The following is a 12772-nucleotide window of genomic DNA, read 5'->3' on the forward strand; positions in this document are numbered from 1 at the left end:
AGGTTACCTCACTATGTGGTTCCATCTTGAGTTTGTCGGGAAGAACACCCTATTCTTTAACCATGCCTACCCAAGAGTCCGGCCCTGACTTGGTCGACCTGTTCAACCGCAGTTCGCGTTTGCTTCGCGGCAAGTGGCGCCATGCCCTCACGCCCTACGGCATCACCCCGCATCAAGTGCGAACGCTGATGTTGCTGGGACGCGAAGGAACCGAGGGTATGCGCAACTCGCAACTGGCCGAAAGGCTGCACATTGCCCCGCGCTCCACCACCGAGGTCATCGATCAGCTGGTCGCCAAGGAGCTGGCCACACGCACTGCGGATCCCGCCGATCGCCGCGCCAGCTTGATCACGCTGACCGCACAGGGCAGCGAGCTGTTGAAAATTCTGCATACCGAACGCAAGCAGAGCCACGAGGAATTCTTCGCGCCCCTCGGCGAGCAGGACCGCAGCGAGCTCACCCGGATACTGAGCCTGCTCGTTGCAGATGCTGCAGGCAGTCCGCGGTGCTAAGACACGGTCATTGAGCATGAAAGAGGGCGGTTTCCCACCGGACAAAAGTCGGCGGGGAAACCGCCCTCATCTTTAACTTCTTCGCCTAGTTTTCGGTCTTCCCGCGACGCCAGTACCCCATGAAGGCCACCTGCTTTCGGTCAATGCCTGCCTCGCGCACCAAGTAGCGGCGCAGGTCCTTGACCATGCCCGCCTCGCCGGCAATCCAGGCATAGAACGGTGCGGATTGCGCGGCTCCGGTTTCCCACAGGATCTGCGCATCCACGTCGATGTCCTCGGGATCCGCATCGGTATGCACCGCGCCGGCCGCCGGAATGGCCACCACATCGCGTACCGCCGCCGCAAGCAGCACCCCATGCTCGTTGGTGCCACGCGTCAGCCACTGCACCGATACTCCGGAGCGCGTGGAGGCACCCAGGATGTCGGTGGTCTCCGGAACCTCGATCAGGGCGTGGCCGGTCACATTGGATGGCAGCGCCTCGAGAATCGCGCAGATGGCCGGGGCCGCGGTCTCATCCCCGGCCAGCACCACGCGGCCGGCGCCGCCCGGACGGAATTCGATTCCCCCGTAGGTTTCATCGCTCAACGCCCGGTTCGGACCCAGCAGCAGCAGTTCGTCGCCGATCTGCGCCCGATCGGCGAATTCGGTCGCCGGGCCGCCGCGCAGGCGGCCATCGACAACCTCGCCATGCATCACAAAGTCGATATCCAGTTCGGCGGTATCCCCGAGGTTGTCGCGGTGCCCCATCTCCCGGAAGGCGCGCACCGTGTAGGTGCGCATATATCCGCGCGTCGCCGGGTCGATCGACAGCCAGCGGCGGTACCAGCCTTCCTGGTCCGCCGGGCTGGATAGGGCCCGTGGACGCAGCGCCGCGATCTGCGGGGTCAATGCCGAACCTCCGGCAGGCGGCAGCAGCAGCTTGATCCGCATATCCAGCGGGTGGCTGTTCGTTCCGAAGTGCGCCAGGTCGGCGCCGCCGATGGTGATCCTCCGGAAGGAAGGCGCCAGATCCTGGGTGCGCAATACGGTGCACTGGTAGGCCAGGGTTGCCAGATGCTCGGAGCCCGGACGCATCCGCGTCTCCTGCGCGGCCTCCGGTTCGGGGGCCGCAGGCTTCGGCGGTTGCGCCGCCGGCTTAGGGGCCCGGGCACTCTCCGCGGAGCGCACGATCCCCTGTGCGGCCAGCACGTTTTCGGTGCGCAGCACGCGGTGGCGGCCGATGGGCAGCACCAGCGGGGTGCCGGCTACCGGGTCCGGGATCACCCGGCTGGGCATGCCGAACACGTCCTTGACGGTGCGCTCGGTCACCACGTCGTTGGGGTGGCCGGCGGCGTAGATCTTTCCCCCGCGCAGGGCCACGAGGTGATCGGCATAGCGCGCGGCGAGGTTCAGGTCATGGAGCACAATCACCACGGTGATTCCCCGGGTGCGGTTCAGCTCGCTGATCACGTCCAGCACTTCGAGCTGGTGGGCTACGTCCAGGAAGGTGGTGGGTTCATCGAGCAGCAGCAGCTCGGTCTCCTGGGCCAGGGCCATGGCGATCCACACGCGTTGGCGCTGTCCGCCGGAGAGCTCGTCCACCGCGCGGTCCGCCAGCTCCATGGTGCCGGTCAGGTCCAGGGCGCGGTTCACCGCCGCCTCATCTTCGGGGCCGAAGCGCTTGAACAGCCCCTGATGCGGGTAGCGGCCGCGGCTGATGAGCTCGCGGGCGGTAATTCCGTCCGGCGCGGTGGGCGACTGCGGAAGCAGCCCGAGCGTCCGGGCTACCTCCTTGGCCGGGCGCGTGTGGATGTCCTGCCCGTCGAGCAGCACCTGGCCACCGGCCGGGCGCATCAGACGCGACAGCGCCCGCAGCAGGGTGGACTTGCCGCAGCCGTTGGCCCCGACAACGATGCTCACCTGCCCGGTGGGGATATCCAGGGACAGCTCGTCCACGATAGTGACCTTGTCATAGGCCAGAGTCAGATCGGTTGCCTGGAGTTGGGCCATGGGTTATCCCCCGCTTCCTGTTGAGTTGGAACGCACCAGCACCCAGATCAGGAATGGTGCGCCGAATGCACCGGTGATGACGCCCACCGGCAGCGACAAATCCGAAAACAGATTTGCGGCGAAAAAGTTTGCAACGACCACAATGACCGCTCCGGTCAGCCCGGCGAGCCAGATATTCATTGCCCCGCGAGTCAGCGCGGCGGTGATCGGGCCGGCGAGAAACGCGACAAAGGCCAGCGGCCCGGTGACCGCAATGGGGATGGCGCCAAATGCCACGGCCACGAACACCAGCAAGATCCGCGCCCTGGAAACGTTCAGGCCCAGCGCCGCGGCCGCATCGTCTCCGAGTTCCAGCAGCTTCAGCTGCCGCACCACCACCGGAAGCAAGCAGAGCGCCAGGATTCCCAGGGATACCAGCAGGATCGTGGCACGTTCCCAGGTGCTCGGCGCGAGCGACCCGGTCAGCCAGCGCATCGCGTCTCCGGCGGTGTTCAGCTGGGCCTGGGTGAGCAGGTACTGGATGATTGCCTGCAGCATCGCACCGATGGCCAGACCGGCCAGGATGAGCCGGGAACCGGTGCGCTTGCCCGAAGCCGACAGCCAGTAGATCAGAGCCGCCACGGCCAGGCCGCCGGCCAGCGCGGCGGCATTCAGCTGCCAGCCGGTGGTGCCGAAGTAGATCAGCGCCACGATGGCGCCAGCGGCCGCCCCGTAGCCCACCCCGATCACGTCCGGGCTCGCCAGCGGATTGGCAAGCCAGCGTTGGAAGAGCGAACCGGAAATTCCCAGCCCGGCCCCGGCGAGGGCACCCACCGCAATGCGCGGCAACCGGTCCTCCAGCAGGATGAAGCTGGTTCCGGGCACCGTTTCACCGGAAAAGACCGCGAAGATCTCTTCGGCCGGCAGCCTGTCCCGGCCCCAGAAAATATAGGCTACGGAGGCTGCGGCGAAAGCCAGGAGCAGCCAGAGCACGCTGGAGAGCACTCGTTGCTTGCGCCGGGCGGGCAGCACGCTTTGTACTGGTGCCATTACAGGGTCACCGACTTCATGCCGCTGCGCATCATGATAATGAATAGCGGCGCTCCAAGAATTGCGCACATCACCCCGACCTGGATTTCTCCCGGCGGATTGATCACCCGCCCCAAGGTGTCAGCGACCAGCAGCAGGATCGGCCCGGCGATGAGGCTCGCCGGCATCAGCCACCGGTAGTCCGACCCGACCAGCAGCCGCACCGCGTGCGGAATCATCAGCCCGACAAAGGCAATGGGCCCGGCCACCGCGGTGGCGGTTCCCACCAGCAAGACGATGCCCACCGACCCGAGGACTCGCGCCCGTCCCAGCCGGAAGCCCAGCGCGGTCGCCGAATCGTCGCCCATGGCCACCGCGTTGGAGACCCGCGCGGTGCCCAGCACGATCAACGCACCGGCGGCAACAACCGGGATGACCAGCAGATAGGTCTCCACGCCCCGGGCCGCCAGCGTGCCGATTTGCCAGAAGCGGAACTCGTCCAGGGCCAGGGTCGAAACCATCAGCACCGCGCTGGTCACCGCGGTGAAACCCACCGAGAGGGCCGCGCCGGACAGGGCCAGCTTGATCGGGGTGGCGCCCTCGCGACCCACGCTGGCCACCACATAGACCAGGGCCATCACCACCGCGGCACCGAGGAAGGCGGCGATCATGGTGCCGGTCAGGGAGGTCATTCCAAAGAAGGCGATCCCCGTTACGACCGCTAGCGCCGCGCCGGCGTTCAGCCCGAGGATTCCCGAGTCCGCCAGCGGGTTGCGGGTCAACCCCTGCATGGCGGCGCCGGAGAGTCCAAGCGCCGCGCCAACAACAATTCCGCCCACCGTCCGGGCGATGCGCGAGTGCACGACCACATGGTCCGAGATGCCGTCATCGAAGTTTGCCAAAGAATCCGCGAGGGTCGCCAGCGGAACCGGTCGCGCCCCAAAAATCAGCGAGGCGATCACCGCAATCCCCAGCACGGCCAGCAGGCCCAGGCAGGCGGCAATCTTACGCCCCAGCTTCATCTTCGGCGCGCTGCTGCGCTTGGTACTTTCGGTGGCCGTCATTGCTTCCTACACTCGTTGTCATGGAACATCTTGCTTTTCCCACCGTTTTGTCCCCCGGTATTGCCGTGCTGCGCGCGGACAACCCCTCGGAAATGACCTTGGAGGGGACAAATACCTATCTGCTCTTCGACCCGCAGACCACCGAGCTGAGCCACGACACCGAAGTCCTCGTGCTGGATCCGGGTCCCGACATGCCAGCGCATCTGCACGCGCTGGCGGCCTTTGATGTCCAAATGATTTTGTTGACGCACCGGCATGGGGATCATTCCGGCGGAATCCCGCTGCTCCATGAGCTGACCGGAGCACCGGTGCGGGCCCGGCTCGCCGAATTCTGCCGCAACGCCGAACCCTTGAGCGATGGCGAGCGGCTCGAATACTGCGCAACCACCCTGCGCGTGCTCTTCACCCCGGGCCACACCTCGGACTCGGTGTGCTTTGTCCGTGAAGGCCAGCAAGGTGCGTTGTTCACCGGAGATACCGTGCTCGGCCGCGGAACCACTATTCTTGAGCATCCCGATGGAACGCTGGCCGACTACCTGGACTCCTTGGCGCGGCTTTCGGCCTTGGCGGACATGCCGCTGCATCCGGCCCATGGCGAGCAGCATACTGGCTCGCATAAATTGCTGAACGCCTACCGGGAGCACCGCGAGTCTCGTCTGGAGCAAGTGCGCGGCGCCCTGGTGAAACTCGGCAAGGCCGGGGCAGACGCCGAACCAGCGGAGTTGCTGGATCTTGTCTACCCCGACCTGGATCCGCGTCTGGCTGGCGCGGCTAGCAGTTCCCTGGAAGCGCAATTGCACTACTTGGCGATGAATTCTTAAGGCTTACTTGGCCGCGTTCTCTGCGGCCTTGGCGATGGTGGGCACCACGTTGTCGATTGCCCATTCGATGGACAGCGGGGAGGCCGCCGAAACCGAGAGAACTGCCTGATCATCACCGAGGATCGCTACCGCATCGGTAGCTGCCGCAGGAAGCTGGCCGTAGAGCTTGTTGCTCTTGACCACGTCGTCGATGTCGTCCCCGGCGAGCGCCGAGGCAAAGACAACGTCTGCCTCCAATTCGTTGGCGCGCTCCGGGGACCACTCGAAGAAGAACGCGTCCTTGGGGGTGTTCTCGGTGACGATCTCGGCCTGCTTCATGCCCAAGGAGGTCAGGAAACGCGGGCGGTTGTCCCCCGTGGCGTAGACATACATGGTCTTCGGACTGGAGAGATCGATCGAAGCGAATGTCGCGTCTTTCAGCGCAGGGAACTTGTCCGCCTGCGCCGACAGTTCGCCTTCCAGATCCGAGACCAGCTTCTCGGCTTGCTCGCTCTTGCCCAGCAGGTCGCCGGCCGCTTCGGTGGTGTCCTGCCAGCTGGTGAGGTAGTTGGCCTTCAGCGGTCCCACGGTGGGGGCGATCTTGGAGAGCTTGTCGTATTGCTCCTGGGTCAGTCCCGAGTAGGCCGCGAAGATCACGTCTGGCTTGGAGCGGGCAATCTCGTCGAAGTTCACCCCGTCCGCGATGTCGTACTGGGTCGGAGCCTTTTCCGAGCCGATGGAAGCGCCCAGCTCTTCAAGCTTCGCGTCCTTCCAATCGGTCGAGTTGTTGTCGTTCTGCCCGTAAGCATCGATATCCATGCCCACCGGAACGGTGCCCAGCGCCAGCAGCGCGTCCGCGTTGACCCATGAAATGGTTGCTACCTTGGTTGGCTTCTTGGTGATCTCGGTTTCGCCGTAGATGTGCTCAATGCTCACCGGAGCGTAGCTCGCCTCCGCGGTCGCCGAGGCGGTGGGTTCCGAAGAAGAAGCTGAGCCACAGGCGCTGAGGCCGAGTGCCAGAATTGCGGAGGATGCTGCCAGCAGGCCAGCACGGCGCGAAATGTTCATGGGTCATAATCCAGACGTAGCGAGTTGTCATGAGATAGCGGTTACTTAGGTTAGCCTATGCGAACCGCATGCAACATTACGCTGATTGCGATTCAATACGCAACACGAAGGACATGTAATCCACGTCTCTTTGCGCGGAATCGCTTTAGCGGCACCTAATATTTCCCCGGTTCATTAGTCACGATGCGAAGCCGCCAGCAACAACCGGCGAGGATCTGCAATATTAAGCGACATCCTGATCATCAGCAGCCCGGCCGCCAGCACCGCCAGCACCGTGCCCACGGTCAGCGGTTTCATCAGCAGCGCCAGCGAGGCAAAAGGCAGCACCAGCACCACGGATGCCACCGTGAAGCCGATCGCCACGGTGAGTGCCGGAATCATCAGGCTTTTCACCCGGGCCGCGTTGATCACCCCCAGGTCCATCCCCAGCTTGCTCAGCCCGGAATACAGCTCTTCGCGGTCCAAGGTCCCTGCGCACTGGCTGATGGCCGCCGAGATCGCGACGCAAATCAGGGCCAGGCCGAGCGTCACCAGCACGCCGGTGAGCACATCCGTGCCGAGATAGTCTTCCCAGGTACCGGTCCTCTGGGCATCCCCGAAGTCGAACATGGCCGCCCCGGTTCCGCCGATCACCGCCACGAAGGAGGCCATGGCCACCCCGGAGACCTGGCGCCAGGCGGCCACCGGAGATTCCAGGATCATCCGGGCCGCCAGCAGCTGCTCGGCGCTGGTGGCCGTCTTCAGCTTCGAGGTGCCCACCTTGGCCACCAGCCACGGCCCAATGAGGTTCAGCGCCAGCAAGCCCAGCGCGAATCCGCCGATGATGACCGCGATCAGCACGCCCAGGCCAACCGGCAGCAACCCCACGTTGCTGAACAGCGTATACAGCACCACGATGCTTCCGACCGCAATGACCGCGCGCAGCCAGCTAGGCACCGGGGCCACGCGCCGGGTCGCCACGGCGAGCGGGGTGATCACCAGCTTGCGCAGTCCGGCCAGCGCGCTGAGCACCGAAAGCAGCACCACGGCCAATACCGCCAAGGCCGCGGCACCGGCCGGCAGGAAGATCCCCGTGCCGATGGCTTGGCCCTGGAAGGGGACCCGCGCCACGGCCGGAGCCAGCGCAAGATACAGCAGCACTCCGGCCAGGGCGCCGACCAGCGCGGTCACCGCCGCCTGGATGACCGCCACGGCGCGCACCTGGAATCCGGTGGCCCCCAGCAGTCGCAGGGAGGACAAGGCCCGGTCCTGGGCCCGCGCCGAAAGCTTGGCGGCCGAGGAACCCAGCACGAGCAAGGGAACGATCAGCAGCACCAAGGCGAACGCCGCCAGTGGCACATAGAAGCTTTGCGCATCGCCGTCCAGCTTGGTGAAGGACCAGGCTCCGCCGAGCACGATGAGCACCATGGCGCTGACCATCGTATAGGCACCTGCGGTGAGCAGCTGCGGGGTGCGGCTGGCGCTGGTGGGCCGCCCCAGCAGCCACGCCATATGCAGGATATTCATGAGCGGTTCCCTTCAACCAGCGCATCATCTGCGGTGATCTTTCCATCGTGCAGCGTCAGCACGCGATCGCAGCGCGCGGCCACCTGCCGGTCATGGGTGACCATCACCAGGGTCTTCCCTGCCCCGACGGTGCAGCGCAGCAAGGTGTCCAGCACCTCGGTGCCGGTGACCGAATCCAGGGCACCGGTCGGCTCGTCGGCAAAGACCACGCTGGCCCCGGTGACCTGGGCGCGGGCGATCGCCACACGCTGGGATTGGCCGCCGGAGAGCTGGCCGATGCGGCGCTGCTCCATTCCGGCCAGACCCAATTGCTGCAAGGCGTCCACGGCGCGCGCGATTGCTGCGCCGCGTGGCACGCCATTGATCATCAGGGCCATGGCCACGTTTTCCTCGGCCGTGAGCTCGGGAATCAGCAGGCCCGACTGGAAGACGAATCCGAACGCCTCGCGGCGCAGCTTGGTGCGCGCGGCGTCCTTGAGCTGCTCGACCTGTATTGGCCCCTGGCCGGGAAGGTTGAGTGTCACCGTGCCTGAGTCCGGCAATTCGATGCCGGCCAGAGCATGGAGCAAAGTGGACTTCCCCGAACCCGAGGGGCCCATAATGGCCACCGCGGTCCCGAGTTCCAGGGCAACATCGATGCCGTCCAGCGCGTGCGTGGTGCCATAGCTGCGGGTGAGCCCTCTGGCCGAAATAAGTAGGTTGGAAACCCTCGAGTTCTGAAGCATATTCCAATGTTCCCAAGTCCGCCCGCTGGGCGCCTCGGAGCGCCGATGGAGTTCTTGGTGGGCGATCTCATCCCGCGGTAGGAGCCAGCTCACCGCGTTCGGGGCCATTTCGCAGTAGGCTCGAAGGCGATGAAGCTTGAACTGTATACCCAGCCTTTCTGCGCCCCGTGCGTGCGGACCCGGCAGGTAGTCCTGCGCGCCGCGAAACTGCTTCCGCAGCTGGCCGTCGAAGAAATCGATGTGGTCGAACAGGTCGCCCGCGGCCAGGAAATGGGTGTGACTTCAACACCCGTGATCCGTTTGCTCGCCAACGGCGAAGAGAAGTTCCGGGGCAACGACACCCCAACGCTGCAGCAATTATTAGCGGCCATCGCCCACGTCAGCGACTAGGCTCACGCACCGTCGCCAGCGATGCTGCACCGGTTCGGGCCCTTTATGGGGAACAATGGATCAGGTGACTAGCGTGCCTCGGATTGACCATGAATGCCTCCAACGAGTGTTGGCAGATTCCACCAACCGCATCGAATGGTTGCGGGCACGGGCACAGGGCATCACCGCCACCGACGTCGCGAAGCTCTCCACGGAGAAGTCCATCCGCAACGCGGCCTGGGACAAGCTCTATGGCTCGGGGTTCTCCGGAAATACCTACACCGATCACGGACGGCGCCGCGAACCGGTGATCGCCGCCTGGGTGCAGGAGAACTTCAACATCTTCCCGTCCTCCCAGCTTTTCCATGCGCAGCATTCCCGGCTGCACCTGGCAACCCCCGACGGCTTGGGATTCGACGAGGACGGTTCTCCGGTGCTCGCCGAAATCAAGACCACCAATAAGCCGTTTAAGAAGATTCCGAAGAACTACCTGCGCCAGGTGCTCTGGCAGCAGCATGTCATCGGCGCGCAGCGGACCTTATTCGTCTGGGAACAGCACCATAACTTCGTCCCGGTGCAGGCCGTCCCCGAGTTCATCTGGATCGAACGCGACGATTCGATGATCCAGGACCTCATCGACAAGGCCGAACTGCTCATCCAGGCCTTGCGCGAGTCGACCTCCCGCGAGCAGCAGTACCTCGACTACGGCCCGGCGGCGCTGCGCCTCTGAGCCGGCGCCCGCACTACATATTCGGGTTTTGCATGGTGCGCGGATCCGGCAGGCATTCCGGGTAGCCCTGCACCAGCTCGCTCAAGAGCTTCTCGCGCAGCATATTGCGCAGGTTCCACAGGTCCCCCGGGTCCCTGGAAGATAAATAAATGGTCACCGTTTGCAACCCGCCGTAGGTATCGGTCACAAGCAGGCTGTTAGTTCGTCCGTCCCACCAATCCGAGGATTCAAGCAATTCGGTGGTGCGGGTACGGAGGTATTCGATCGGTGCGTTGAGCTTCAGTTGCAGGGTGATATTTCCGTCGATTTCGGTGCTGCGCCGCGACCAGTTCTCAAATGGCGTGGTGGTGAAGTAGGTCGAGGGCAGGATCATGCGGCGACCGTCGATCAGGAGCACCACCACATAGGTCAGCGTGATTTCCTCTACCGTGCCGCGTTCGGCTTCCACCACCACGATGTCATCCACGCGGACCGAATCGGTAAAGGCAATCTGCAGCCCGGCGAACACGTTGGCCAGCGAGGACTGCACGGCCAGGCCGACAACCACCGAGGCCAGGCCGGCTGAGGCAAGAATACCTGCGCCCAACGCCCTGACCTGCTCGATTGTCAGCAGCACGGCGGCTACCGCGATGATGCACAAAACCGCTATCAGCACGCGGCGCAGCAGTCCCACCTGGGTCTGCACCTTGGCCAGCCGGCGGCCCGGGCCGAAGCGGCTTCGGATTCTTGCCAGCACTACCTCTTCGACGATCTTCACCAGCACAATAATCAGCCAGGTGAGGAAGAAGACCAGGCAGATCAGCAGCGCAAACTGCCAGAACTTGTAGCCCGCGGCTTCCCGCTGGAAGGCAAGGATCGAGGTTTTGAGGATGATCGAAGCGAAGGTGCCGAAGATCGGAATCCGCGCGCCCTTGACGTTGATCTCCCCGAGCCCGGTGCGTTGGAAAATGCGGTGGGTCAGCCCGCTGATCACGAAGGCGAGGATCGCGGCAATGGTTAATCCAACGGCGACAACCACCAGAAATTGCAACGATTCGGGTAGGAAGCGGGAAACTTCAATTACTTCGTCGACAGTGTCATCGATTGGTGCGGATGGGCTTGGCAACATCCTTCAAGCATGTCACAAGACCCTAGCCGAAGGCTGTGCGACACCTTGGGTAAACCCCGCAGAGCCCGCACGCATTACGGAAGCGCACCAGATGAATTCCAGTTCGCTGCGGGCTATTGCACCTGGTTGGCGACGGGGCTTTAGTAGTCTCAAGGGCTCGAACCGGGCTCCAGGGCGCAATCGATAGAAAGCCGGTGGTCCACATGCGCCGCACCAAACTCGGATTACTCACAGCGCTCACTGCAGCAACGATGCTCTCGGTGGCTCCCGTGGCGGCAGCCGCCCCGGCCGCTAGCCCAGCGATCGCTTGCGAAACCGTATATTGGGGTTCTTTGGCCAAAACCTCAACCAGCTCAACTACGTCGTCGATGACGAATATCCGTACCGGACGCCACACCTGCTTTGACCGGATGGTCCTGGACCTCAGCGGTACTCCGGCCGGCTACTCGGTGAAATACGTCAGCGCGCTGACCGGTATTGGCTCGGGGCAGGAAGTGAGCACCACAGGCGGAGCTCGACTGGAAATTCTGTTGAAGGCCGGGGCCAGCCCGAGCTACAACCCGGGCGCCACCGTCAAGACGCTGAACTATCAGACCTTCCGCCAGCAAGTTTGGCTGGGAAGTTTTGAAGGCCAAACCAAGGTCGGAATCTCCACGCGGGCACGCCTGCCCATGAGGGCCTTCGTCCTCTCCGGCACGGATCAGGGATCGCGATTGGTGATCGATGTAGCCCACTATTGGTACTAACCTGTGCCCGCGCTATGAGCCTGCCGTCATGACGGGTGCAAGCGCGTAACACCGTGTCAACCTGCTGAATAATGTGCCACGATGCTTATATGTATCGCACATTTGCTTATCAGCAGGTTGACGTTTTTGCCCCCACTGCTTTCAATGGCAATGGGCTCGGCGTTGTCTTTGAGGCAGATCAATTGGACTCCGAGCAGATGCAGCGCTTTGCCCAGTGGCTGAATCTTTCCGAGACCGTCTTCTTCGTTTCCCCCAGCAACGCCGAAGCCGACTACGCGATTCGCATTTTCACCCCGACCACCGAACTGCCCTTTGCCGGCCACCCAACTCTTGGGGCCGCGCACGCCTGGATCGAGGCGGGCGGTGAGGCCAGCCCGAACGGGCATCTGATCCAGCAATGCGATGCAGGGCTGATCCAGGTGCGGATCGAGCGCGAGGCCGGCGCAGACCATGCACGCCGCCTCGCCTTCCTCGCTCCCCCGCTGACGCGCAGCGGTCCGCTGGAAGCTGACGTGCTGCAGTGGGCGATCTCCGGGCTGGGGATCAACGCAGAAGACGTCATCGCGCACCAGTGGCTGGTCAACGGCCCCCACCATGCGGGGCTGGTGTTGCGCGACGCCGACCTGGTGCTGGGGATCGAACCGGATTACGCAGCCTTGGACGGCTTGGAGCTTGGAGTCATTGGCCCGTATACCGCGTCAAGCGTGGCCCAGGGCGTCTGGCAGCCTCACGCCACCGTGCTGCCGCGGATCTCCGGAACCCGCGAAGAATTGCGTCCCCTGGACTACTCCGATCAGACGCGTTCGGAGGAGCGCTTCGGCTCGGTGGTGCTGCAGCCTCCGGCAGACTTCGAGGTTCGGGCCTTCGTTCCGGGCGAAGCCATCCAAGAGGACCCGGCGACCGGTTCGCTCAATGCCGGGTTTGGCGTGTGGCTGACTAAATCCGGCCTTGCCCCGCAGCGCTACACGGTGCGCCAGGGAACGCGTGTGGGCCGTGAAGCCATCTTGCATATCGAGGCGACCGAATACGGGGTTTGGGTCAGTGGCGATGTGACCACCCGCATCGATGGCACTGTGAGCTTCGACTGATTCCGGGGCCGAGCCCACCGCGCTATTTTAGTTTCACCCTGCAAGCATTATTCTTGGT

At 64.0% G+C, this 12772-nt stretch carries 13 protein-coding genes; 6 read left to right on the top strand and 7 right to left on the bottom strand.

Going from position 1 to position 12772, the window contains the following annotated elements; genetic code table 11:
• Positions 1-62 precede the first annotated feature (62 nt).
• A complete protein-coding gene (locus ACT3UA_RS12810; protein ID WP_444616799.1) occupies positions 63-512 on the top strand; it encodes a MarR family winged helix-turn-helix transcriptional regulator in 450 nt (149 codons plus the stop codon).
• Positions 513-597: 85 nt separating this feature from the next.
• Here the strand turns inward: ACT3UA_RS12810 and ACT3UA_RS12815 are convergent, their stop codons facing one another.
• Genes ACT3UA_RS12815 through ACT3UA_RS12825 form a run of 3 tightly spaced genes read right to left on the bottom strand, consistent with a single transcriptional unit; the run spans position 598 to position 4574 of the window.
• The gene (locus tag ACT3UA_RS12815; protein ID WP_444616801.1) at positions 598-2502 is read right to left on the bottom strand and encodes an SIP domain-containing protein; all 1905 of its coding nucleotides are present in this window, start codon (positions 2500-2502) and stop codon (positions 598-600) included.
• 3 nt (positions 2503-2505) lie between these two features.
• Complete coding sequence (locus tag ACT3UA_RS12820; protein WP_096283225.1) at positions 2506-3531, bottom strand: FecCD family ABC transporter permease; 1026 nt, start codon at positions 3529-3531, stop codon at positions 2506-2508.
• Positions 3531-4574, bottom strand: a complete 1044-nt coding sequence (locus tag ACT3UA_RS12825) for a FecCD family ABC transporter permease (protein ID WP_444616803.1) — start codon at positions 4572-4574, stop codon at positions 3531-3533. The genes ACT3UA_RS12820 and ACT3UA_RS12825 overlap by 1 nt, the downstream gene beginning before the upstream one ends.
• A 20-nt stretch (positions 4575-4594) precedes the next feature.
• Between ACT3UA_RS12825 and ACT3UA_RS12830 the strand changes: the two genes are divergently transcribed.
• Positions 4595-5395 carry an MBL fold metallo-hydrolase gene (locus tag ACT3UA_RS12830; protein WP_444616805.1) on the top strand — a complete coding sequence of 267 codons (801 nt, stop codon included), beginning with the start codon at positions 4595-4597 and terminating at the stop codon, positions 5393-5395.
• 3 nt (positions 5396-5398) lie between these two features.
• Here ACT3UA_RS12830 and ACT3UA_RS12835 read toward each other — a convergent pair whose 3' ends face one another.
• From ACT3UA_RS12835 to ACT3UA_RS12845, 3 genes are all read right to left on the bottom strand, one after another.
• Positions 5399-6442: an ABC transporter substrate-binding protein gene (locus tag ACT3UA_RS12835; protein WP_096283222.1), complete on the bottom strand. Its 1044-nt coding sequence runs from the start codon at positions 6440-6442 to the stop codon at positions 5399-5401.
• A 174-nt stretch (positions 6443-6616) separates the two neighbouring features.
• On the bottom strand, positions 6617-7948 hold the full coding sequence (locus ACT3UA_RS12840) for an FtsX-like permease family protein (protein ID WP_444616808.1): 1332 nt from the start codon (positions 7946-7948) through the stop codon (positions 6617-6619).
• The gene (locus tag ACT3UA_RS12845) at positions 7945-8673 is read right to left on the bottom strand and encodes an ABC transporter ATP-binding protein (protein WP_444616810.1); all 729 of its coding nucleotides are present in this window, start codon (positions 8671-8673) and stop codon (positions 7945-7947) included. Before ACT3UA_RS12845 ends, ACT3UA_RS12840 begins: the two co-directional genes overlap by 4 nt.
• A 129-nt stretch (positions 8674-8802) precedes the next feature.
• Here ACT3UA_RS12845 and ACT3UA_RS12850 point away from each other — a divergent pair, with 129 nt between their 5' ends.
• Positions 8803-9063, top strand: coding sequence for a glutaredoxin family protein (locus tag ACT3UA_RS12850; protein WP_096283219.1), 261 nt, complete (start codon positions 8803-8805; stop codon positions 9061-9063).
• A gap of 73 nt (positions 9064-9136) precedes the next feature.
• The gene (locus ACT3UA_RS12855) at positions 9137-9772 is read left to right on the top strand and encodes a YqaJ viral recombinase family protein (protein WP_255248321.1); all 636 of its coding nucleotides are present in this window, start codon (positions 9137-9139) and stop codon (positions 9770-9772) included.
• Between the two features lie 13 nt (positions 9773-9785).
• Here ACT3UA_RS12855 and ACT3UA_RS12860 read toward each other — a convergent pair whose 3' ends face one another.
• Positions 9786-10880: a mechanosensitive ion channel family protein gene (locus ACT3UA_RS12860; protein WP_096283217.1), complete on the bottom strand. Its 1095-nt coding sequence runs from the start codon at positions 10878-10880 to the stop codon at positions 9786-9788.
• A gap of 203 nt (positions 10881-11083) precedes the next feature.
• Between ACT3UA_RS12860 and ACT3UA_RS12865 the strand changes: the two genes are divergently transcribed.
• Together ACT3UA_RS12865 and ACT3UA_RS12870 are read left to right on the top strand one after the other, a co-directional pair.
• Positions 11084-11626: an AMIN-like domain-containing (lipo)protein gene (locus tag ACT3UA_RS12865; protein WP_444616813.1), complete on the top strand. Its 543-nt coding sequence runs from the start codon at positions 11084-11086 to the stop codon at positions 11624-11626.
• 89 nt (positions 11627-11715) lie between these two features.
• Complete coding sequence (locus ACT3UA_RS12870; protein ID WP_096283215.1) at positions 11716-12714, top strand: PhzF family phenazine biosynthesis protein; 999 nt, start codon at positions 11716-11718, stop codon at positions 12712-12714.
• Positions 12715-12772 lie beyond the last annotated feature (58 nt).

This window comes from Glutamicibacter sp. 363, assembly GCF_052379505.1.
Lineage (GTDB): Bacteria > Actinomycetota > Actinomycetes > Actinomycetales > Micrococcaceae > Glutamicibacter.